General features: G+C 67.0%; 21 protein-coding genes. 11 read left to right on the top strand and 10 right to left on the bottom strand.

What is annotated here, in order from left to right; genetic code table 11:
* Position 1: 1 nt before the first annotated feature.
* The 3 genes from AC2D9V_RS02225 to AC2D9V_RS02215 are packed head-to-tail and all read left to right on the top strand — an operon-like array spanning position 2 to position 2,607.
* Positions 2-1,441, top strand: a complete 1,440-nt coding sequence (locus tag AC2D9V_RS02225) for an amino acid ABC transporter permease (RefSeq protein WP_484712403.1) — start codon at positions 2-4, stop codon at positions 1,439-1,441.
* A 9-nt stretch (positions 1,442-1,450) separates the two neighbouring features.
* A complete protein-coding gene (locus AC2D9V_RS02220; RefSeq protein WP_484712402.1) occupies positions 1,451-2,218 on the top strand; it encodes an amino acid ABC transporter ATP-binding protein in 768 nt (255 codons plus the stop codon).
* Between the two features lie 8 nt (positions 2,219-2,226).
* Positions 2,227-2,607 (top strand): hypothetical protein, encoded by a 381-nt coding sequence (locus AC2D9V_RS02215; RefSeq protein WP_484712401.1) that lies wholly within the window; start codon positions 2,227-2,229, stop codon positions 2,605-2,607.
* Between the two features lie 17 nt (positions 2,608-2,624).
* Here the strand turns inward: AC2D9V_RS02215 and AC2D9V_RS02210 are convergent, their stop codons facing one another.
* Positions 2,625-3,224: an arylesterase gene (locus tag AC2D9V_RS02210; protein WP_484712400.1), complete on the bottom strand. Its 600-nt coding sequence runs from the start codon at positions 3,222-3,224 to the stop codon at positions 2,625-2,627.
* A 97-nt stretch (positions 3,225-3,321) separates the two neighbouring features.
* On the opposite strand from AC2D9V_RS02210, the gene AC2D9V_RS02205 reads away from it, so the two are divergent.
* Positions 3,322-4,017, top strand: a complete 696-nt coding sequence (locus tag AC2D9V_RS02205; RefSeq protein ID WP_484712399.1) for an ABC transporter ATP-binding protein — start codon at positions 3,322-3,324, stop codon at positions 4,015-4,017.
* Positions 4,014-6,524 (top strand): ABC transporter permease, encoded by a 2,511-nt coding sequence (locus tag AC2D9V_RS02200; protein ID WP_484712398.1) that lies wholly within the window; start codon positions 4,014-4,016, stop codon positions 6,522-6,524. Before AC2D9V_RS02205 ends, AC2D9V_RS02200 begins: the two co-directional genes overlap by 4 nt.
* An 82-nt stretch (positions 6,525-6,606) precedes the next feature.
* Here AC2D9V_RS02200 and AC2D9V_RS02195 read toward each other — a convergent pair whose 3' ends face one another.
* Together AC2D9V_RS02195 and hemC are read right to left on the bottom strand one after the other, a co-directional pair.
* Positions 6,607-7,329, bottom strand: coding sequence for a BUD32 family EKC/KEOPS complex subunit (locus AC2D9V_RS02195; protein ID WP_484712397.1), 723 nt, complete (start codon positions 7,327-7,329; stop codon positions 6,607-6,609).
* A 101-nt stretch (positions 7,330-7,430) separates the two neighbouring features.
* On the bottom strand, positions 7,431-8,369 hold the full coding sequence (gene hemC, locus AC2D9V_RS02190) for a hydroxymethylbilane synthase (RefSeq protein WP_484712396.1): 939 nt from the start codon (positions 8,367-8,369) through the stop codon (positions 7,431-7,433).
* A 93-nt stretch (positions 8,370-8,462) separates the two neighbouring features.
* Here hemC and hemE point away from each other — a divergent pair, with 93 nt between their 5' ends.
* The 3 genes from hemE to AC2D9V_RS02175 all read left to right on the top strand — a co-directional run bounded on the left by hemE (position 8,463) and on the right by AC2D9V_RS02175 (position 11,765).
* Complete coding sequence (gene hemE, locus AC2D9V_RS02185) at positions 8,463-9,491, top strand: uroporphyrinogen decarboxylase (RefSeq protein ID WP_484712395.1); 1,029 nt, start codon at positions 8,463-8,465, stop codon at positions 9,489-9,491.
* Positions 9,492-9,616: 125 nt separating this feature from the next.
* Positions 9,617-10,519 (top strand): DMT family transporter, encoded by a 903-nt coding sequence (locus AC2D9V_RS02180; protein WP_484712394.1) that lies wholly within the window; start codon positions 9,617-9,619, stop codon positions 10,517-10,519.
* 70 nt (positions 10,520-10,589) lie between these two features.
* Positions 10,590-11,765, top strand: coding sequence for an ATP-binding protein (locus AC2D9V_RS02175; RefSeq protein WP_484712393.1), 1,176 nt, complete (start codon positions 10,590-10,592; stop codon positions 11,763-11,765).
* A 157-nt stretch (positions 11,766-11,922) separates the two neighbouring features.
* Here the strand turns inward: AC2D9V_RS02175 and AC2D9V_RS02170 are convergent, their stop codons facing one another.
* The 4 genes from AC2D9V_RS02170 to AC2D9V_RS02155 form a co-directional block, all read right to left on the bottom strand.
* The gene (locus tag AC2D9V_RS02170) at positions 11,923-12,426 is read right to left on the bottom strand and encodes a SixA phosphatase family protein (protein WP_484712392.1); all 504 of its coding nucleotides are present in this window, start codon (positions 12,424-12,426) and stop codon (positions 11,923-11,925) included.
* Positions 12,423-13,109, bottom strand: coding sequence for a ferredoxin (locus AC2D9V_RS02165; RefSeq protein ID WP_484712391.1), 687 nt, complete (start codon positions 13,107-13,109; stop codon positions 12,423-12,425). The genes AC2D9V_RS02170 and AC2D9V_RS02165 overlap by 4 nt, the downstream gene beginning before the upstream one ends.
* A 60-nt stretch (positions 13,110-13,169) precedes the next feature.
* Positions 13,170-13,961 (bottom strand): sterol desaturase family protein, encoded by a 792-nt coding sequence (locus AC2D9V_RS02160; RefSeq protein WP_484712390.1) that lies wholly within the window; start codon positions 13,959-13,961, stop codon positions 13,170-13,172.
* Between the two features lie 247 nt (positions 13,962-14,208).
* Positions 14,209-15,765 (bottom strand): 2-isopropylmalate synthase, encoded by a 1,557-nt coding sequence (locus AC2D9V_RS02155; RefSeq protein ID WP_484712389.1) that lies wholly within the window; start codon positions 15,763-15,765, stop codon positions 14,209-14,211.
* 137 nt (positions 15,766-15,902) lie between these two features.
* Here AC2D9V_RS02155 and AC2D9V_RS02150 point away from each other — a divergent pair, with 137 nt between their 5' ends.
* The 3 genes from AC2D9V_RS02150 (at position 15,903) to AC2D9V_RS02140 (ending at position 18,292) form a co-directional block, all read left to right on the top strand.
* Complete coding sequence (locus AC2D9V_RS02150; RefSeq protein ID WP_484712388.1) at positions 15,903-17,561, top strand: NAD+ synthase; 1,659 nt, start codon at positions 15,903-15,905, stop codon at positions 17,559-17,561.
* Positions 17,554-17,925: a hypothetical protein gene (locus tag AC2D9V_RS02145; protein WP_484712387.1), complete on the top strand. Its 372-nt coding sequence runs from the start codon at positions 17,554-17,556 to the stop codon at positions 17,923-17,925. Before AC2D9V_RS02150 ends, AC2D9V_RS02145 begins: the two co-directional genes overlap by 8 nt.
* A 76-nt stretch (positions 17,926-18,001) precedes the next feature.
* Complete coding sequence (locus tag AC2D9V_RS02140; protein WP_484712386.1) at positions 18,002-18,292, top strand: hypothetical protein; 291 nt, start codon at positions 18,002-18,004, stop codon at positions 18,290-18,292.
* 12 nt (positions 18,293-18,304) lie between these two features.
* On the opposite strand, the gene AC2D9V_RS02135 is transcribed toward AC2D9V_RS02140, so the two are convergent.
* From AC2D9V_RS02135 to AC2D9V_RS02125, 3 genes are all read right to left on the bottom strand, one after another.
* Positions 18,305-19,252 carry a 1-phosphofructokinase family hexose kinase gene (locus AC2D9V_RS02135; RefSeq protein WP_484712385.1) on the bottom strand — a complete coding sequence of 316 codons (948 nt, stop codon included), beginning with the start codon at positions 19,250-19,252 and terminating at the stop codon, positions 18,305-18,307.
* A 119-nt stretch (positions 19,253-19,371) separates the two neighbouring features.
* The gene (locus AC2D9V_RS02130) at positions 19,372-20,760 is read right to left on the bottom strand and encodes a glutamine synthetase family protein (protein ID WP_484712384.1); all 1,389 of its coding nucleotides are present in this window, start codon (positions 20,758-20,760) and stop codon (positions 19,372-19,374) included.
* Between the two features lie 2 nt (positions 20,761-20,762).
* On the bottom strand, positions 20,763-22,133 hold the full coding sequence (locus tag AC2D9V_RS02125; protein ID WP_484712383.1) for an aspartate aminotransferase family protein: 1,371 nt from the start codon (positions 22,131-22,133) through the stop codon (positions 20,763-20,765).
* Positions 22,134-22,181: the final 48 nt, after the last annotated feature.

Below are 22,181 nucleotides of genomic sequence, written 5' to 3'. Positions count from 1 at the left end.
GATGGACAAGCACTTTGCCCGTACCGAGATGCTGCCCCCCATGCCGCCGCCGATCACCGAGCGCGGCGCGGTCAAGTGGCTGCGCGACAACCTGTTCTCGACGCCGCTAAACGTCGCCCTGACCGTACTGGCCCTGCTTGCGATCTGGTGGCTGCTGTCAAGCTCGCTCCCCTGGTGGCTGAACTCGGTCTGGAACGCCGGAAGCCTTGGCGAATGCCGCGACATCGTGGCGGCCACGGCGGGCGAAGGCGCGACCGGCGCCTGCTGGGCCTCGATCCGGGTCTGGTGGGGGGCCTTCATCTTCGGCTTCTACCCGCCGGCGGAATGGTGGCGCCCGGTCCTTGCCTTCGGCCTTCTCTTCGCCGCACTGGCACCTGTCCTCTATGCCGGGCAGAAGCGCAACCTGACCGTGCTTCTCGGCGTGGTCGCGCTGTTTCTTCTGGTCGCACTGTGGCTGTCCGCAGCCCCGTTGCTGGCGTTCATTCTTGCCATCCTGCTGGTCGCCGGGCTGATCGGCCTGGCGCAGGTCATGCCGGGCAAGCTTCTGTGGTTCACCCTGATCTATCCGGCTCTGTGCTTCTGGCTCCTGTGGGGCGGGTCGCTCTGGTCGCCCATCGTCGCAATGGCGGGCTTTGCCGTCCTTTATGCCGTCTTCCGCCTGTTGTCGCCGCTGATCGGTCTTTCACCGGCCGCCGGCGCAGGGGTCGTCGCGGCTGTTCTGTGGTGGCTTTACCTTGACAGACCGCTGGTCGAGGCCCTGCAATCGGTCCTGCCCCTGGCGATCACCGCCGTCAATTCCGACCAGTTCGGCGGCTTCCTCCTTGCCACCGTGATCGGGGTGACCGGGATCTCGTTCTCCCTTCCCATCGGCATCCTCCTGGCGCTTGGCCGCCAGTCCGACATGCTGATCGTCAAGACGCTCTCGGTCGGCTTCATCGAATTCGTGCGCGGCGTGCCGCTGATCACGCTTCTCTTCACCGCCTCGCTCCTCCTGCAGTACTTCCTGCCGCCGGGGACGAACTTCGACATCATCCTGCGCGTGATCATCCTTGTGACCTTCTTCGCCGCCGCCTACCTGGCCGAGGTGATCCGGGGCGGCCTCGCCGCCCTGCCGCGCGGGCAGTACGAGGCGGCGGATGCCCTTGGCCTCGACTACTGGCGCGCGCAGCGGCTGATCATTCTGCCGCAGGCGCTGAAGGTGTCGATCCCGGCGATCGTCTCGACCTTCATCGGCCTCTTCAAGGACACCACGCTGGTCAGCTTCGTGGGCCTCATGGACCCCCTGCGCGGTGTGACCCAGATCCTGCGCGCCGACATCAACTGGAAGGGCATCTACTGGGAGCCCTACATCTTCGTCGGCGCGATCTTCTTCCTCATCTGCTTCGGGATGTCCCGGTACTCGATGTACTTGGAACGGAAGCTCAAGACCGACCACCGGTAAGGACACATCATGGCAGACGCAGCAAAGATGCAGATCTCGGACGAAGTCGCGATCCAGATCACCGGCATGAACAAGTGGTACGGCACGTTCCACGTCCTCCGCGACATCAACATGACGGTGCAGCGCGGCGAAAGGATCGTCATCTGCGGGCCGTCGGGCTCGGGCAAGTCCACCCTCATCCGCTGCATCAACCGGCTGGAGGAACACCAGCAGGGCCAGATCATCGTCGACGGGACCGAACTGACGAACGACCTGAAGAACATCGACAAGGTCCGGTCCGAGGTCGGGATGGTGTTCCAGCACTTCAACCTCTTCCCGCACCTAACGATCCTGGAAAACCTCACCCTCGCCCCGATCTGGGTCCGCAAGGTCCCGAAGAAAGAGGCCGAGGAAACGGCGATGTACTTCCTGTCGAAGGTCAAGATCCCGGAACAGGCGCACAAGTACCCCGGCCAGCTCTCCGGCGGCCAGCAGCAGCGGGTCGCCATCGCGCGGTCCCTGTGCATGAAGCCCCGCATCATGCTCTTCGACGAGCCGACCTCGGCCCTTGACCCCGAGATGATCAAGGAGGTGCTGGACACCATGATCCAGCTGGCCGAGGAGGGGATGACCATGCTTTGCGTCACGCACGAGATGGGCTTTGCCCAGGCCGTGGCGAACCGCGTGATCTTCATGGACCAGGGCCAGATCGTCGAGCAGAACGAACCGAAAGAGTTCTTTTCGAACCCGAAATCCGACCGGACGAAGCTGTTCCTCAGCCAGATCCTCGGGCACTGAGCGTGGCGGTGATCAAGGTCCTGGCCGGTCTGGCCATGATCTTGTTCGCCATTCCGTTCTACGCGATCGGCGCCATGTTCGTGTTCGGGGATCGCTCTGACCCCGAGCTTTTCCAGGCCTTCGCCATCTACGGCATGCAAGGCATCTATGCGCCCATCGCGCTCTGCGGCCTGCACCTCGCGGCGTCCGGTCCCCGGCGGTCGCTGGCCTTCCGGGGGATCATGGCCGCGCTCCTTGCCCTTTCACTGGCCGTTTGCGTCATGGGACTGCTGCCCCTGCTTCTCGCCGACCCGCCACGGCCGGAGGCGGGTCAGATCATCCTCAGCGCCGCGATCTCGGCCGCGCTCTTCGGCTGGCCGATCGTCGCTGCCTTCCTGCGGGGTCGCTGACGCCTGCGGTCACGCCGTCACCTCCCGACGCGCCCCAGCAGCTCCAGCACCTTCGGCCCAAGCCCCTCGACGATCAGCTTCACCCCCTCGGGGTTCGGATGGATGCCGTCCGGCTGCATGTAGGCGGTGAGCGAGGCGGGATCGGACGGGTCCGCGCCCGCCGCGCGAAGGCCGGCGAAGAAGTCCTCCGCCAGCACCGCGCCATACTGGGCCGCAAGCTCGGCATACATCCCGTCGAAGGCCGCCTTGTATTCGGGCCCGAAATTCCCCGGCGCCTTCATGGCGACCAGCAGCACCGGCAGCCCCCGCGCCGATGCCTCTTTCAGGATGCCGTCAAGGCTCTCCTTGCTGGCGGCGGGGTCAAGCCCCCGCAGCATGTCGTTGCCCCCCAGCGTCACGATCATCGCATCCGCTTCGGGCCCCAGCGCCCAGCCGACCCGCGCAAGGCCCCCCGCCGTCGTATCGCCCGAGACGCCCGCGTTCTCGATCACCACATCGGCCCCGCGCGCCTTCAGCCAGCCTTCAAGCTGCGGCACGAGTCCTGTGCCGGGATCGGCCAGCCCATAACCCGCCGTCAGGCTGTCGCCCAGTGCCACGATCGTGACCGGTTCCGCCATGACTGAACTTGACAGTGCAAATATTGCAAACGCAGCATTGCGGACTTTCCGAACCGCGCCATATCCAGCCGTAGCAATCACCCGAAGGGCCGAAAGAATGACCGATCCCGTCCTGTCACTGACCGATGCGCGGCTGACCCTTGCCGGCAATGCGGGGCCGGTCGAGATCCTGAAAGGCATCTCGCTGACGGTCGGCAGAGGCGAAACGGTCGGGCTGATCGGGCCATCGGGGTCGGGCAAGTCGTCACTCCTCATGCTCATGGGCGGGTTGGAGCGTGCCACCGGCGGCAAGGTGCTGGCCTTGGGCCAGGACCTGACCGCGATGGACGAAGACGCGCTCGCCCGCTTCCGTCGGGGGAATATGGGGGTTGTGTTCCAATCCTTCCACCTCATTCCGACGATGACCGCGCTCGAGAACGTCGCCCTGCCAATGGAACTGGCCGGTGCAGCAGATGCGTTCCAGCGGGCCGAGGCGGAACTGACGGCCGTGGGCCTTGGTTCCCGGATGCACCACTATCCCAGCCAGATGTCGGGCGGCGAACAGCAGCGGGTGGCCCTGGCCCGCGCCGCGGCACCCCGCCCGGCGATCCTTCTGGCGGATGAGCCGACGGGCAACCTTGACGGGGTGAATGGCCAGGCGATCATGGACCTCCTCTTCGGCCTCCGCGACCGCCACGGGGCGACCCTCGTCCTTGTCACCCACGCGCCCGAACTTGCCGCGCGCTGCGACCGGGTGATCCGCCTTGCCGATGGCCTTCTTGCGCCCGAAGCCCTCGCCAAGGCCGCAGAATGAGCCTCGCCCTCACCATCGCCCGGCGTGAGTTACGCGGCGGCCTTCGCGGTTTCCGCGTCTTTCTCGCCTGCCTCGCGCTGGGCGTCGCGGCCATCGCCGCCGTCGGCACGCTGCGGACCGGCATCCAGCAGGGTCTGACTGACCAGGGCGCCGTGATCCTGGGCGGCGATGCCGAGATGCGCTTTACCTACCGCGCCGCCGACGCCGACGAACGCGCCTTCATGGACCGGATCGCCACCCGCGTGTCCGAGGTCTACGACTTCCGCTCCATGGCGCTGATCGAGGGCGACCAGGCCCTGACGCAGGTAAAAGCGGTCGATGACGGCTGGCCTCTGACCGGGGCCGCCACGCTCGACCCCGCGATTCCGGTGGCCGAGGCGCTGGGTGACCAGGACGGCCTTCCCGGCGCGATCCTCGACCCCGTGCTCATCGAACGCCTCGGCCTTGCCATCGGCGACACCTTCCGTCTGGGCACGCAGGGGTTCCGCCTCTCCGCCGCCCTGGTGCGTGAGCCGGACTCTGCCTCCACCGGCTTTGCCCTGGGGCCCCGCAGCGTGGTGCGGACCGACGCGCTGGCAAATTCCGGCCTCCTCACCGCCGGATCCCTCTACGAGACGCGGTATCGCCTGACCCTGCCCCCCGGCACCGACCTTCAGGCGCTTGAGGATCAGTCAGAGGCCGCCTTTCGCGACAAGGGCATGCGCTGGACCGACAGCCGCCGTGCCGCGCCGGGGATCGACAGTTTCGTGGACCGCATCGGCAGCTTCCTCGTCCTCGTCGGCCTCGCGGGGCTGGCGGTGGGGGGTGTCGGGATCTCGTCGGCGATCCGCAGCTACCTTGACGGCAAGGTGGAAACCATCGCCACGCTGAAGACGCTCGGCGCGACCGGCGGGCTGATCTTCCGGACCTACCTCTGGCAGACGGCGCTTCTGTCGGCCCTCGGCATCCTGATCGGCGTCGCGCTCGGGGCTGTGGTGCCGCTGCTCGCAGCGCCTCTGATCGAGGCGTCTCTCCCCTTCCCGGCAGAGATCCGGCTGGCCCCGATGGCGCTGGTCGAGGCCGCCTTCTACGGCGCGCTGTCGGCGCTGATCTTCACGCTTCTGCCCCTCGCGCGGACCGAACGCATCCGCCCGGCCGCGCTTTATCGCGGCGGCGAGGGCACCCGCGCCTGGCCGCGCCGGCGCTACCTTGCCGCGCTGGTGGCCGCGGCCCTGCTGCTGATCGGCAGCGCGACCTGGCTGTCCGGCATCCCTGAACTAGCGCTCGGGGCGGCGGGTGGGATCGTCGGCTCGCTCCTCGTGCTGGCGCTCGCAGCACTCGCGCTGCGCCTCGTCGCACGCCGCCTTGCCCGCAGCCGTGCCGTCCATGGCCGGCCCGGCGCCCGGGCCGCCCTTGCTGCCATCGGTGCGCCACGGTCGGACGCGACGCCGGTGATCCTGTCGCTTGGCCTTGGCCTCTCCGTCCTCGCCGCCGTCGGCCAGATCGACTGGAACCTCCGCTCGGCCATCGCGACTGACCTTCCCACCCGCGCGCCGGCCTTCTTCTTCGTCGACATCCAGCCCGACCAGCTGGAAGGCTTCCTCGACCGCGTGACCAATGACCCCGCGGTGACCGAGGTGGAAACCGCCCCGATGCTGCGCGGTGTGGTGAACCAGATCAACGGCCGCCCCGCGCGCGAGGTGGTGGATCACTGGGTCGTCCGCGGCGACCGGGGCATCACCTATGCCGCCACGCCGGGCGAAAAGACCCGCATCACCGCTGGCACCTTCTGGCCCGAGGATTACACGGGCGACCCCCAGATCAGCTTTGCTGCCGAAGAGGCCGAGGAGATGGGGCTCAAGCTTGGCGATACCCTGACCGTCAACATCCTTGGCCGTGACATCACCGGCACGATCACCTCGTTCCGCGAGGTTGACTTCTCCAACGCCGGGATGGGCTTCGTGATGACGCTCAATCCCTCGGCGCTCGCGGGGGCACCCCATACCCATATCGCCACCGTCTATGCCCCGCCCGAGGCCGAGGCGCAGATCCTGCGCGACGTGACCAAGACCTGGCCCAACATCACCGCCATCCGGATCCGTGAGGCCGTGGACCGCGTGGCCGAGGCGCTTTCCGCCATCGCCACGGCCACTGCCTGGGCCGCAGGCGGCACGCTTCTGACCGGCTTCATGGTGCTGATCGGGGCAGCCGCGGCAGGGGAACGCGCGCGGATCTACGAATCCGCGATCCTGAAGACCATCGGCGCCACGCGCGGCCGCATCCTTGGCAGCTTCGCACTGCGCTCGGGCCTCATGGGGGCGGCGGCCGGGGTGGTCGCCGTCATCGCGGGCGGCATCGCCGGCTGGGCGGTGATGACCTTCGTGATGGACGGCACCTACCGGTTCGAGCCCGTCTCGGCCATCGGCATCGTCGCGGGCGGGGTGATCGCCACGCTTCTTGCGGGCCTCGCCTTCGCGCTCCGCCCGCTGGCGGCCCGCCCGGCCCAGACGCTCCGCGCGCAGGACTGACGCTAGGGCAAGCAGAGTTTTCGAAAACTCCGCAACGGAGCCTTCAAAGGCTCCGGCACGATTTCTTCGAAGAAATCGGCTGCTACCGGCGGAGCCGCCTGAGGGTCAGTCCGACCGCCCTGAGCTCCCGGCTCTCGGGCTTCAGTCGTGCTGCCCCCGCGGCAATCCAGCCCAGGGGAAGAAGCCCGATCGCCAGCCGCCGCACCCGGTCCATCGCGCCTTCGGGGGCGCTGACGGCATAGGCCGCAAGCGCCGCCTCCAGCCAGCGCGGGTCCTCGGGCCATTGGGTAAACGCCGTCTGCGCGAACATCACGATATCCGCGGCCTGCCGCACCCCGCCCCGCGCGCCCGGCCGGAACCGCTCAAGGTCGATGAACCGCGCCTCGGTGCCGTCCCAGCAGATGTCGCGCACCGCCGGTCGGCCATGCACCAGCCCCGCCCAGTGCAGGCGGCCCAGTGACCGCCCAGCCGCTTCAAAGGCCGCGCGCTTTGCGGCCTCGTCCCTTGAGGGATCGGCCACGACATCGGTCAGGACCGGCCCTGCATCGGGCATCAGCATCCAGTCCGGCCCCTCGGCGGCCAATTCTGCCACCGGCAGCCCCGCATCGGCCAGCGCATGAAGCCCCATGCGCTCGGCTTCGAAGGCTTTCGCCGGGTCACCCTTTTGCGCCCGCATGACGCCGGTCAGTCGCTCGACCCGCTTCAGCCAGAACCGCCGTCCGTCCGGCAGGTCCAGCCGCTGCACCCGTTGGAACGGCTCGTCCAGCGCTGACTGAATCGTGAGATCAAGATCGGGCACAGTCACCAGCAGGGTCCCCTTTCAGGCCCTTCTGTAACGCTTATGCAACGATTTTGTAAGGGGGACCCGTTCGGCGAAGACGGTCCGCCAGGACCGGATGAGCGGCTCTAGCCGAAGAACCCCGGTCCCGCCCGGCCAAGCAACTCATCGGCGAGAGCCTTGCCAAGCGCCGCCCCATCCGCCACCTGCCCGCGCAGCTCTCCGGCGACCGAGGCTGATCCGTCGGGCCGCAGAATCTCGCCCCGCAGCCACAGCTCCCCGCCCGTCACCACCGCCAGACCCGCGATCGGCGTCTCGCAGGACCCGTCCAGCCGCGCGAGGAACCCGCGTTCCGCCGCCAGCCTGAGGCCGGTCTCATGGTGGTGAATGGCTGCCAGCATCCCCGCCACCCGCGCATCCGCCACCCGCCGCTCCACCCCGATCGCCCCCTGCGCCACGGCCGGCAGCATCTCTTCCGGCTCGATCGCCGACCGCACCACTTCGGTCATCCCCAGCCGCGTCAGCCCCGCCATCGCCAGGAAGGTCGCATGCGCCACCCCTTCCTCCAGCTTCCGCATCCGCGTCTGCACGTTCCCCCGGAACTCGACCAGCTTCAGGTCCGGCCGCCGCAAGGCAAGCTGCGCCCGCCGCCGCAGGCTGGATGACCCCACCACCGCCCCCTCGGGCAGCGCCGAAATGCCCGCAAAGCCGGGCGAGACGAACGCATCGCGCACATCCGCCCGCTCCAGATAGCAGTCCAGCACCAGCCCCTCGGGCTGCACCGTCGGCATGTCCTTCATCGAATGGACCGCGATGTCGATCCCGCCGTCCAGCAGCGCCTCTTCGATCTCGCGGGTGAAAAGACCCTTCCCCCCGATCTCGCGCAGCGCCTTGTCCTGGATCTGGTCGCCGGTGACCTTGATCACCACGATCTCGAAGGCCGCCTCGGGAAGTGCAAACGCCTCACCCAAGAGCCGCCGCACCTCATGCGCCTGCCAAAGGGCAAGCGGCGAACCACGGGTTCCGATCTTCAAGGGCTGGGCGGGGGAGGGCAGGGTATCGCTCATGCCCCAAGCCATAACGCTGTCAATCAAGCCTGACAACTCTTGACAACCCTCGCCTGCCGTCGGACGCATGGACCGTCACGGAAAGGACCCACGATGTCGAAGACGATCCTGCGCGCGCTCAAGGGCGAGGTGCTGCCCACCCCCCCGATCTGGATGATGCGCCAGGCCGGCCGCTACCTGCCCGAATACCGCGAGACGCGCGCACAGGCGGGCGATTTCCTGTCGCTCTGCTACAACCCCGTCCTTGCAGCGGAGGTGACGCTGCAGCCGATCCGCCGCTACGGCTTTGACGCCGCGATCCTCTTCGCCGACATCCTCCTTCTCCCGCAGGCGCTCGGCCCGAAGCTCTGGTTCGAAACCGGCGAAGGCCCGCGGATGGAAACGATCACCACGCCGGCGCAGGTCGCGAACCTGAAACCCACCGAGGCGATCCACGAAACCCTGGCCCCGGTCTATGAAACCGTCCGCATCCTCGCGCAGGAACTGCCGAAGAAGACCACGCTGATCGGCTTTGCTGGCGCGCCCTGGACGGTTGCCACCTACATGATCGCGGGGAAGGGCTCGAAGGACCAGGCCGCCGCCCATCGGCTCAAGGACCAGGACCGCGCGACCTTCCAGGCCCTGATCGACCGGATCACCGAGGCGACGGTCGAATACCTCTCGGCCCAGATCGACGCGGGCGCCGAGGTGGTGAAACTCTTCGACAGCTGGGCCGGGTCGCTCAAGGGCCAGGACTTCAAGGACTTCGCCGAGGCCCCCGCCGCCCGGATCATTGCCGCCCTCAAAGCCCGCCACCCCGGCATTCCCGTCATCGCCTTCCCGCGTGAGGCAGGGCAGGGCTACATCGGCTTTGCCCACCGCACCGGGGCCGATTGCGTGGCGCTCGACAACTCCGTCAGCCCGGAATGGGCAGCGGCCAACGTCCAGATCGACGGCTGCGTGCAGGGCAACCTCGCGCCCGAGCATATGGTGACCGGCGGGCAGGCTCTGGTCGCGGCGACCCGCCATGTCGTGCAGGCCTTTTCCAAGGGTCCGCATATCTTCAACCTCGGCCACGGCATCACCCCCGACGCCCATCCCGACAATGTGCAGCTGATGATCGACACGGTCCGGGGCGGCTAGAGACAGATGCCGGCTGACCCTGTTGTCCGGGCCGATTTCTTCGAAGAAATCGGTGCGGAGTTTTCGAAAACTCCGCGCGCCCGGCAGGAAAGGGCCGCGCTGATGGTCAATCTCGGTTCGGTGCGATGCTGAGCAGCCTCTGGGTCCTGGCAACGCTTGTCGCCGCCGCCGCCCAGACCGCCCGGAACACCGCGCAGGCGGGGCTGACCGCGAAGATCGGCACGCTGGGCGCCACACAGGTCCGCTTTCTTTACGGCCTGCCCTTTGCGGCCCTGTTCCTCTGGCTCGCCAGCCTCGGCACCGGCGAAGGCCCGCCCGCGCTGACCAGCACGGCGTTCGCCTACACCACGCTCGGCGCGCTGGCGCAGATCGGCGCGACGGCGCTGATGCTGCTCACGATGAAACGCCGCTCCTTCGCCGTCACCACCGCCTGGATCAAGACCGAGCCGGTCCTCGTCGCCCTCCTTGCCGTGTTCCTGATCGGCGACCCGCTGACCTGGCCGAAGCTGGTTGCGATCGTGGTGGCGACTGCCGGAGTGGTCATCCTTTCCACGAAGCCTGAAACCGCGAAGGGCATGCTGACGGACTGGACGCCCGCCGCGACCGGCCTCCTCGCCGGCCTTCTTTTCGGCGTCGCCGCCATCGGCTTTCGCGGCGGGATCATCAACCTTCCCGAGGGCAGCTTCCTGATCCGCGCCTCCACGATCCTCGTCCTCAGCCTCGTGATCCAAAGCGCCGTGCTCCTCCTCTGGCTCGCGCTCTTCGACCGGACGGCCCTGACCGCCTCATTCACCGTCTGGCGGGTCTCGCTCCTCGCTGGCTTCCTTGGCGCCTTCGCGTCGCAGTTCTGGTTCATCGGCTTTTCGCTGACGAGTGCCGCCAACGTCCGCACCCTTGCGCTGGTTGAGGTGCTTATGGCCCTCGCCGTCTCGGCCTTCGTCTTCCGCCAGCCGGTGAGCGCGCGGCAGAAGGCCGGGATGGCGGTGATCGTGGCCGGTGTGGGGTTGCTCCTGATGTCACAGGCTTAGGTTTGTATCGACTGTGACAGCATTATAGTCTATACAAGCTATAAATGGATAAATCCGGTAGAGTTCCCGCATGGACCCGATCCGTAACCCCTTCGCACCTGGTGCAGGCACGCAACCACCCCAGCTTGCGGGGCGCGATCAGATCATCGAGGACGCGCGGATTGCCGTTCAGCGGGCCATCGCCGGACGGTCAAGCCGGTCGCAGATCCTTCTGGGCCTGCGCGGCGTCGGCAAGACCGTCCTTCTGAACAAGATCGAACAGGAGGCCGAGGCTGCCGGCCATGTCACGTCCTTCATCGAGGCGCCCGAGGACCGCAAGCTTGCCGACCTGCTCTATCCCCGGCTCCAGCATGCCCTGCAAAGCCTGTCGCGGATCGAGAAGGCAAAGGCATCGGCCTACACCGCCCTGCGCGCGCTCCGCTCCTTCGCGGGTGCCTTCAAGGTCAGGTACGGCGATTACGGTATCGAGCTTGACCCCGAACCCGGTGTCGCTGACAGCGGCAACCTCGAATACGACCTTACCGATCTCTTCCTCCGGGTCGGAGAGACGGCCAAGGCCGCCGGCAAGGGGTGGACGCTCCTGATTGACGAGGTTCAGTACCTTGACCAGACGGAACTCGCCGCTCTGATCGTGGCCCTGCACAAATGCAACCAGCGGGCCCTGCCCGTCCTTTTCTTCGGGGCCGGACTGCCGCAGGTCGCCGCGCTGTCGGGCGAGGCCAAATCCTATGCCGAACGGCTTTTCAATTACCCGAACATCGGCCCCCTTGATGACGCCTCGGCGCGGGCCGCGATCCGGCGACCGGTCGAAGCGGAAGGCGAATCCATTTCCGATGCTGCGCTGACGGCGATCAGTGCGGCGACGGGCCGCTATCCCTATTACCTGCAGGAATGGGGCTTCCATGCCTGGAACATCGCCGATCAGTCACCCATCGACGAGGCTGACGTGTTACAGGCCACCGTGCAGGCCCTGCGCCGCCTGGACGAAGGCTTCTTCAAGGTCCGCTTCGACCGGCTGACCCCCAAGGAACGCGACTACGTGATCGCCATGGCCAGTCTTGGCGTCGGTCCCTTCCGGTCCTCTGACGTCGCCGAGAAGCTTGGCACCAAGGTCACCAGCCTTGGCCCCCTTCGCGCCAAGATCATCGAGAAGGGAATGATCTACAGCCCCGCCCACGGCGACATCGCCTTCACCGTCCCGATGTTCGAGGACTACCTGAAGCGGAACTGGATGCCGCCGCCATAGCAGGCCGCCCTCCGTTCCAACGCTTCCCGACCCGTAGGTCGGACTTCAGCCCAACTCCCTCCCTGACCCCCCGTGGGCAAACCTTTCCAAATGGTTACCGTCCACGCGCAACCTTCCTGAAACAAAAGGAAATCCGAATCTGACCACTGTGGTCAGCTCAGGCCGCGATCTCGCGCGGGACGATGAAATCGACCGTTACCCCGCTCCCGAAGGTGACATCGGCCCAGTCCTTTACGTCGAAATCCACCACCAGAGTAGCCCCGGTCGGGTAGCGGGCGAAGTCGGGGGAATGGGGCGGATGGGCGACGAGGCGGGCGGCGAATTCTGCGATGCCGGGGTTGTGGCCGATCATCATCACCGTCTCGGCCTTCGCATGCCGGAGGACCGCCATCATGACATCCGGCCCGGCATGGTAGAGGGCCGGTTTCAGTTCAAGGACCGGGGCACCGGGCAGCGCGGGGGCGATGCCAGAGAAGGTCTTGCGGGTGCGTAGCGAGTCGGAGCAGAGCACCTCCTGCGGGACATAGTCGCGGCTGGCGAGCCACTGCCCCAGGTCCGCCGCCGCCGCCTTGCCGCGGTCGTTCAAGGGGCGGTCGTGGTCGGGGGTGAGAGGATCGTCCCACGAGGATTTCGCGTGCCGCGTCAGGATCAACCGCTTCATCTGTGAAACTGCCCCATGTGATAGGCCGACTGTTCCGGCAGTCTTGCATAGGTCTGCGACACCGGGCAAGCGCGGCGCACAAGGCAGCCGCCGGTCATGCAGGCCCCGCCTTCAGGTCGGTCGAGGAAGGCGTGGCAGGCGGGGACGACATAGCCTGCCCCGGTCAGGGCTGAGGGCGGGCAGGCTGTCAGGCAGGGGGCGGGGCAGCCGTCGCAGGGGCGGGGGGAGGGGGGCGGGAGGGCGACCTCCTCCTTCAGGGCAAGGCCCCCGCGAAAGCTGACCATCAGACCTTGCCGGGCATGGACCAGAAGCCGGACCGGGCTGTCCCAGACCTGCCCGGTCCGGAGCGCCCAGCGATAGAAGGGGTGGTAAGGCGGCCCGCCGAAGGGAAAGAGGGCCTTGGCCCCGAGGTCGCAGGCCAGCCGGCCGATCACCCGGCGCGACCAGCGGTCGATCGGGTCGGGCTGGCCGTCCCATTCCGGTTGGCCTTGAAGGTGTGCCCAGAATCCCGGTTCGGCAGGTCCGATGAGGAGGATCGTGCGGGTCCCCTTGGGCAGGCCTTCCTCGTCGGGCCGGGGGTGGAACCCGCCCAGGACTTCCAGCCGGTGGCGGTCAAGGAGGGCCGCGATCCCGGGAAGGGATTGGCCGGTGCCGGGATGGGTCTGGTCGGTGGAGTCCTCCATACTGCAAGGATGGCCCAACGCGCGGCCAAGGCAAGACCGGAAGCGACCGGCAAGGGGCACCTACCGGCGGAAGGGGAGGGTGAGCATCCAGCCCAGCCGCATCGTCCGGTCGTCCTGCCAGTCGAGGCCGATCGGCATGGTCGGGTGATCTGCCATCGGCTGCGGGCGGTAGGTCCGGAACAGACGGTCCCAGATCGACAGGGCGAAGCCGTAGTTGCTGTCATGCTCGTCCCGGTGAACGGAATGGTGGACGCGGTGCATGTCCGGCGTGACGAGCACGAGGCGGACAATCCGGTCGAGCCACCGGGGCAGGGCGAGGTTGGCGTGGTTGAACATGGCGGTCGCGTTCAAAAGGATCTCGAAGGCCAGCACGGCGAGGGCGGAGGGGCCAAGGAGATAGACAAGCCCCACCTTCAATCCTGCCGATGCAATGATTTCGACCGGGTGAAAGCGCAGTGCGGTGGTCACGTCGAAATCACGGTCGGCATGGTGGACGCGGTGAAAGCGCCAGAAGAGCGGCACCTTGTGGGTGACGAGGTGCTGGGCCCAGATCGCGAAGTCGAGCGCGAGGACGGCCAGGATGAACTCAAGCCAGAAGGGCCAGTCCAGCTGGTTGAATAGACCAAGGCCGAGGGTCTGGGCATCGGCGGCGGCAATCACCGCAAGGATCGGCAGGGCAAAGGCCAGCGCGCGCAGCGCCACCGTGTCGATCAGCACCAGCGCGAGATTCGCCGCCCAGCGCCGCGCCTTGGGCTGAAGCGGGCGGCGGCGCGGATAGGCGCGTTCAAGGACGGCGAGGGCCGCAAAGACCCCCAGGAAGACCGCAAGCCGGATCAGCAGTTCGTTCTGCATCGGTCCCTCCTCCTGCAGGTAGGCTACAACGGGATCGTCTTTGGTGTAACCGGTCGTTTGGGGGAGGTGCCTTCCCACAACGGGGAGGAAGCGGGTCGCGGCCGTTCCCTGCTGAGACAGAGAGGCCCCCACCCCCATCCCCTCCCCACTGTGGGGAGGGGAGGTGTCAGGTGGGCAGGGTTGCGTCTGATCCGGTGGCCGGGGGTTTGTCCCGGCGATCACGTCCCAGTGCACCCGGAAGGACGTTTCAGGGGCTGGTCGCAGGTTCCTCGGCCGGGGCGTCCGGCGTGGGCGCGGGTTCGGCGGGCGCGGATTCGGGCGCAGCGGGTTCGGTGGCTGCGGGTTCGGTCGTGGTGTCTGCCGCAGCGGGCTCGGTCGAGGTGGCACCGGGTGCGGTTTCTGGCGCGGGCTCGGGTGGCGCCGTCAGCACGCCGCGCAGCCAGATTCCGGTCGCCTCTTCGCCGCTGGCATAGGTCAGGGTGCCCTGACCTTCGCGGAGCCCGGCCTTGAAGAGGCCGGTGTAGACATCGCCGCCCGGATAGGTGGCGACACCTTGCCCTTCGATCTGCCCGGCGACCCAGTTGCCGACATAGCGGAAGCCGTCGGTCGTGGTGAACTCGCCCTGCCCATGGCGGAGCCCGGCCTTGAAGTCGCCCTTGTAGAGGCTGCCGTCGGGATAGACAGCGGCCCCAACGCCTTCGCGCTGGCCGTCGGCGAAGTCGCCCTCATAGCGATAACCGTCGGGGAGGGTCATCACCCCCTTGCCCTGGGGACGTGCATTGACGAAGGCACCTTCGTAGACCCGGCCATCCGCATAGGTCGCTCGGCCCTGGCCGGTGATCAGTCCCTCTTTCCAGTCACCCTGGTAGGTCGAGCCGTCAGGGTAGGTGATCGCCCCCTGACCATGCGGCTGGTCGGCTTTCATGGCGCCGACATAGACCGAGCCGTCGGGATAAGTGATCGAGCCGGTGCCTTCCATCCGGCCCTCGACCCAGGTGCCGTCATAGCGGAAACCGTCGGCGGCGGTGAAGACGCCCTTGCCGTGGCGACGGTCCTTCACCCATGCGCCAAAGTAGATGTCGCCGTTTTCATGCGTGAGCTTGCCTTCGCCTTCGCGCTGGCCGTTGACGAAGCTGCCCTCATACACATCGCCGTTCGGTTGGCTCAGGATGCCATTGCCGTTGATCTGCCCGTCTGCCCATTCACCCTGATAGACCAGCCCGTCGGGCATGGTCAGCTTGCCCCGGCCCGAGCGCAGGCCCTTGACCAGCGTGCCTTCGTAGGTGGCACCGTCAGGGTAGGTGATCTTGCCCGTGCCTTCCTTGACGCCCAGCACCCAGTCGCCTTCGTAGGTATAGCCCGAGGCGTTCGTCAGCTTGCCCTTGCCGTTGTGCTGGCCGCGGGTGAAGGCGCCTTCGTAGACCGAGCCATTGGCATAGCGGGCGACGCCTTGACCGGTCATCTGCCCTTGCACCCAGTCACCTTCGTAGACGCGGCCATCGGGGGCGGTGATCTTGCCCTTCCCCTCGGGCTGGCCCTTCACGAAGGCGCCTTCGTAGATCGAGCCGTTGGCATAGCGTGCCGTGCCCTGACCGGTAATCTCGCCCTCGACCCACTCACCCGTGTACTCGAAGCCGGAGGGCAGGCGGTAGGTGCCGGTTCCATGTTGGCGGCCGTTGAGGAAGGTGCCTTCGTAGACCGAGCCGTCGTCATACTGCTTGGTGATGACCTCGCCGTCCTGGGCCAGGGCCGGAAGCGTGGCAAGGCAGAGCGCAAGGCAGGTCATAGAGGCAAGGCGGCGCATGGGCGACTCTCGTGGGCGGACCGGGGGCAGACCGGGGCCAAGGTAAGGGGAAGCGGGCCGCCGTGACAAGCAAAGGTCGTGCGGCTTTCCCTTGGCCGGCAGTCTGGTAGAAGAGAAGTGATCGAAGGGGAGCCCTGATGAGCGACATCTTCCGCCTGATGCTGGCGCAGTTGAACCCGGTGGTCGGCGACATCGCCGGCAACATCGCCAAGGCCCGGTCGGCCTGGGAGGCAGGCCGCGACGCGGGGGCGGACATGGTTGCCCTGACCGAGATGTTCGTGACGGGCTACCAGACCCAGGACCTGATCCTGAAGCCGGCCTTCGTCGCGGCGGCGGTGGCGGCGGTGGAAGCGCTGGCGGTGGATTGTGCGGCCGGGCCTGCGCTGGGGATCGGCGGGCCGGTGCGGCTGGAGGGCAAGCTTTACAACGGCTACTACGTCCTTGAAGGCGGCAAGGTGCATGCGCGCATCCTGAAGCACCACCTGCCGAACGATGCGGTCTTCGACGAGAAGCGGGTTTTCGCCTCGGCCGATGTGCATGGGCCCTATGTGGTGAAGGGTGTCCGGATCGGGACGCCGATCTGCGAGGATGCCTGGCACCCAGACGTGGCCGAGACGCTGGCCGAGACGGGGGCGGAGATCCTCCTCATCCCCAATGGGTCTCCGTATCACCGCGGGAAGCCGAATTTGCGGCTGAACCTAATGGTGTCCCGGGTTGTGGAGACAGGGCTGCCGCTGGTTTACCTGAACATGGTCGGCGGGCAGGATGACCAGGTGTTCGATGGGTCCTCGATGGTGCTGAACCCCGGGGGGCGGCTTATGGCGCAGCTGCCGCAGTTTGACGAGGCACTGGTGATGGTGACCTTCCGGCGTGGGGCGGAGGGGTGGCTTGCCGATCAGGGGGAAATCGCCGAGATCCCGCCGATCGGCGAGGCGGATTACCGGGCCTGCGTCATGGCGCTGGGCGACTACATGCGGAAGACCGGGTTCAGGAAGGCGCTCCTTGGCCTCTCGGGCGGGATCGACAGCGCCATCGTCGCGGCGATGGCGGTGGATGCGCTGGGGCCAGAGAACGTGCGCTGCGTGATGCTTCCCAGCGAGTTCACGAGCCAGGAGTCGCTGGACCTGGCGACGGCGGCGGCGAAGGCGCTGGGCTGCCGCTATGACACCGTGCCGATCACGGGGGCCCAGGCGGCGGTGGGGGAGGCGCTGGCTCCGCTTTTCGCCGGGACCGAGGCGGGGATCACCGAGGAGAACATCCAGAGCCGGTTGCGCGGCCTCTTGCTGATGGCGCTGTCGAACAAGTTCGGCGAGATGCTGCTGACGACGGGCAACAAGTCCGAGATGGCGGTGGGGTACTGCACGATCTACGGCGACATGAACGGCGGCTACAACCCGGTGAAGGACATGTACAAGACCCGCATGTTCCTGACCGCAAGGTGGCGGAACGAGAACCATCGGGCCTGGATGAAGGGTCCGGCGGGGGAGGTGATCCCGGAGCGGATCATCGCGCGGCCACCAAGCGCGGAGCTCAGGGCGAACCAGCGGGATGACGACAGCCTGCCGCCCTACGAGGTGCTGGACGCGATCCTGGAGTGCCTGGTGGAGAAGGAGATGGCGGTTGCCGACATCGTGGCGCTGGGGTTTGACCGGGCGGTAGTGAAGAAGGTGGAACACCTCCTCTACCTCGCCGAATACAAGCGGTTCCAGGCGGCACCGGGGGTGCGGCTGACGCAGAAGGCCTTCTGGCTGGACCGGCGCTATCCGATCGTGAACAGGTGGCGGGACGATGGCTGAGGTCATAGCGGTTAACCGCTATGACTTGCGCGATGCCGGCGCGTTTGACCGCGCAGTCGCAGCGCTGGTCGCCCGGGTCAGGGAAGAGGGGCACCCTGGTGTGCGGGGCTATCGATTCTACAGACCAACCGTGGCCGAGGGGCGGGCCGTGGTCACCTATGCCAGTCCGGAGGCCTGGGTCGCGCATCACGACCTGATCATGGGCTGGCCGGAGATGGCGGCGCTCCGCGCGGCGGGCGAGCTGGTCGAGGTGATGCTGTTCGGGCAGGTCACTGCGGCGATGGCGGCTTGGATCACGCAGATGGGCCTCGTGGACCGGGTGCGGATGATGGGCGAGCCCCGCGCGGGGTTCCTGCGCGACTAGATCGGAATGCTTGGGCAGTACGATTGTCATCTCCTCTAGGCTGGCATGGCCGCGGCAACCGGGGCGGCAGCGGCCGGTGGCGGTGGAATGGCCCACGATGGGGCGGTTGGTGGCGGACGGGGTTGTCGATGCCTATCGTGCCATCCATCCCGACCCTGTGGCGAAGCCGGCCTACACCTGGACGCCGCGCTATGACGAGGCGGCGACGGATGACGAGCCCGACCGGATCGACTTTGTCATGGTCAGGGGCGAGGGCCTGCGGGTGACAGACGCGGCGATCGTCGGCGAGGACGGGCCGCGAAGCGACATCATGGTCATGCCATGGCCGTCGGATCACCGGGCGGTGGGGGCCGAGATCGAGTTCTAACGGGGTCTCACGTCAGACGGCGACCACCGCGCATTCGGGCAGAAGGCGCATGACATCTTCGGGCCGGCAGAGCTGGGTGGCGTCAGTCGTGACCGCAGCAGAGGCCGCAGCCGAGCCGAGGGCCAGCGCCTCGGCGTTGGACTGGCCGCGCGAGAGGGCAAGGACGAAGGCGGCGACAAAGCTGTCCCCCGCGCCGACGGTGGACTTGACCCGGACCTTGGCGGCACGGGCGAAGAGCTTCTGATCCTTGTCGGCCAGAACGTTGCCTTCCGCTCCCCGTGCGACGATGACGGTCTTGGCAACACCCTTCCGGACCAGCGACTGCGCGAATTCGGCCGTGTCGGCAAGCTGCGGCAGGGGATGGCCGGCGAGCTCTTCGCCCTCTGGCCCATCCATCCGCAGGACCTCCAGCCCCGGGATGGGGTGACGCACAGCCTCGGACAGGGTTGCGCCGGAGGTATCAAGCACCACGCGGCTTTCCGGCATCGAGGCGGCAAGCTGGGCCGGGAAATCGACCGGCACGCCGGGGGGCTGGCTGCCCGAGATGACAGAGATGCCGCCAGGCCGGGCGGTGGCGCGCAGGAGCGTAAAGACGCGGGCACGTTCCGCCTCGCCCCAGACCGGGCCGGGAAGCATGAAGCGGAACTGTTTGCCGGAGGTGGCCTCGTTCACGGTCAGGGATTGCCGGGTCTCGCCGGGGCCGAGGATCGACAGGAAGGTGACGCCTTCGGCGCGGATCAGGCCGGCGAGCCGGTCGCCGGTCAGCCCGCCGATGGCGACAAGCGCAAGGCTGTCGCCCCCAAGCGCCTTGATGGCGCGGCTGACGTTCAGGCCACCGCCCCCGGGGTCGAGATGGGGTTCGGTGCAGCGCAGCTTGTGGCCGGGAATCATCTCATGCACCTCGGTTGCCATGTCGAGGGCGGGATTGAGAGTGAGGGTAAGAATGGGGGCTTGAGTCATGCGGCACCTGCGGCTGTTACCGCTATCATAAGGGTTTCCATTGGAAAGGGAACAGGCCCCGACGCGACGGAAGTGCTGTCCCGTGCGCCGGAACACGGGCCTGGCCTGCCTTTCGCCGGTCAGACCGTGTGCAGGTAAAGGTCGAAGTCGACCTCGCTGACCGTCCGCATGACGCGGGCATATTCCGCTGCCTTGATCGCGGTGAAGGTGCGGTGCATGTCCTCGCCCAAGGCCTCTTTCAGGAAGTCCGAGCGCCTTGCAGCGTCGATCGCGGATTTCCAGTCGGTCGGGATGGCGGCGCCGTCCTCGTCCTCATAGCCGTTGCCGGTGGTTTCCGGGCCAGGGTCGATCCTGTCGCGCAGTCCCTTGCGGATCCCGGCAAGGACGGTTGCGGCGACGAGATAGGGGTTTGCGTCCACGCCGGCGGGGCGGTGTTCGATCCGCCGCGCCTTGATGTCGCCGGCCGGAATGCGCAGCGCGACCGAGCGGTTGTTGACGCCCCAGGACGGGCTGACCGGCGCATAGGACTGGCTGGCGAAGCGGCGCCAGGAATTGGCATGGGGCGCAAAGACGAGCATCGATTCCGCCATCGTCTGCTTCAGGCCGCCAAGAGCGTGCAGGATCGTGGGGTTCCAGTTGCCCTCTTCCTTTTCGATGAAGAAGTTGTGGCCGAGGTCGTCCAGAAGCGAGACGTGGAAATGCATGCCGGAACCGGCGTAATTCTCGTTCGGCTTGGCCATGAAGCAGGCGACAACGCCATGCGCGCGGGCCTGGGCGCGGACGATGCGCTTGAGGCGCATAAGGTCATCGGCGGCCTGCATCACGTCGGTGCGGTAATGCAGGGTCAGCTCGTACTGGCCGGGCGCGTATTCGGAGATCAGGGTTTCGGCCTTGATCCCGGCCTTTTCGGCACCGGCGTAGATGTCTGAAAAGAGGGGCAGCATCCCGTGGAGGTGGTCGACGGAATAGACCTCGGTCTTGTTGGACTTGCGGCGGTCGAAGACATCGCGGGCGGGCTGCATCTTGCCGTCGGGCCCACGCTCCGGGTCCAGAAGGAAGAATTCCAGCTCAAACGCCCCGGCCGGGTGGAGGCCGTCCTTGGCAAGGAGGTCCACCTGCCGTTGCAGCGCGTGGCGGGGGTCCGAGGTCATCGGCGCGCCGTCAAGGGTGTACATCGACATGAACACCTCGCCGCGCGGCGGGGTCGTGTTGTGGAGTGGCTTCAGCGTGCCGGGGATCGGCCAGGCGCGGAGGTCGCCGTCGCCCTGGTCCCAGATTAGGCCGGTCTCATGCACATCCTCACCACAGATGTCGAGGCCGAGGATCGAGATCGGTAAGTGGCGGCCATTATTGTAAAAGGACAAAAGCTCATGCCGGCGAATGATCTTTCCCCGCCCGATGCCATTGGCGTCGTGCAGGATAATGTCAAAAGCCTCGATCTCGGGATGGGCATCGAGAAAGGCTTGCGCCTCGGCTGGGGTGGACCCGGAGGGGCTGGTCGCGGTCATGGTCAGGCCTTGAAGAGTTCGGTCAGAATGGCGTCGAAGTTGGCAATCAGGTGGTCGACCTGGGATTTCTTCGTCGCCGGGCTGATGAGCATCATGTTGTGGAAGGGTGCGATGAGGGTGCCGCGGTTGATGAGACCGGTGTGGATTGCGGCCTCGAGCTGGGGTTGGTGGGCATGTCCGGCCTGGGTCCCGTTCTTCAGTGGGCCGGGCGCGCAGATGAATTCCACGCGTGCGCCGACGCGGACGACGTGCCAGGGGGCCTTGTGCCGGTCGATGACCTTGGCAAGGCCGTGGGAAAGACGTTCGGCCAGCTTTTCCATATGGGCGTAATTGTCCGCCGTCATCACCTCGGACAGGGTGGCGACGAGGCAGGCGAATTGCATGGGGTTGGCCGAGAGTGTGGTACCCATGCCGCTGCGGCCCGAGGGGCGGTTGGCGTTCACCTCCTCGTACGCTCTCGCGGTCTCGTCGGTCAGGCCCCAGACGGCGGTGGGCATGCCACCAGCCACGCATTTGCCGACGACGAAGATGTCGGGGCGTAGTGAATGAACGCGGGTATAGCCGCCAAGGCCGGAGGAGATGGTATGGGTCTCGTCGATGATGAGGAGCGCGCCGTATTTCTTCGAGAGTTGGCGGAGGCCGTCATGGAACCCGGCTTGCGGAAGGACCATGCAGGAGTTGGTCATCACCGGCTCGGTCAGGATCGCGGCCACGTCGCCCTGGGCCAGGGCGGCCTCGACCGAGGCGAGGTCGTTGAATTCGGCGCAGACGGCGGTCTGGGTCAGGTCGCTCACCTGGCCGAGGAGGCCGGGGGAGGTGACCGTCTTGCCGTTTTCCAGGCTGACGAAGGTGTCGTCCACCGTGCCGTGGTAGCAGCCGTTGAAGACGAGGACCTTGGGTTTGCCTGTGATCGCGCGGGCGACGCGGAGGGCGAAGCGGTTGGCGTCGGTCGCGGTGGTTGCGATCTGCCAGCGGAAGGGGCCGAAACGGTCGGTCAGGAGGCGGCCGGCCTCAAGCGCGGCCTCGGTCGGCAGCATGTAGGTCAGGCCGCGGCGGGCCTGGTGGCGGATGGCTTTCGCGACGGGCGCCGGCGAATGGCCGAACATCGACCCGGTGTCGCCCAGGCAGAAGTCGTCAAGCTTGATGCCGTCGATATCCTCGATCCGCGCGCCATGGGCTTTGGCGACGAGAGGCAGGTGCGGCATTGGCCAGTCCGACATCCAGTGCATCGGGACGCGGCCGAGGAAGGTTCCGGCCCCTGCGGCCAGCGATTTCAAGGCCTTGGGGCGGGCTTTGGCGTAGATGTCAGCCTCGCGCTTGGCGAAAGCGGCCAGGCGGTCGGTGGAGATTCCGGCGATGGTTTCAGCAGTCATGGCAGGCCCCGGGAACAGTCGCTGCGTTTATGCCGGAATTTGATCAAA

The sequence above is a fragment of the Tabrizicola sp. T46 genome (assembly GCF_057219895.1).
This window is presented reverse-complemented; position numbering and strand designations above follow the sequence as displayed.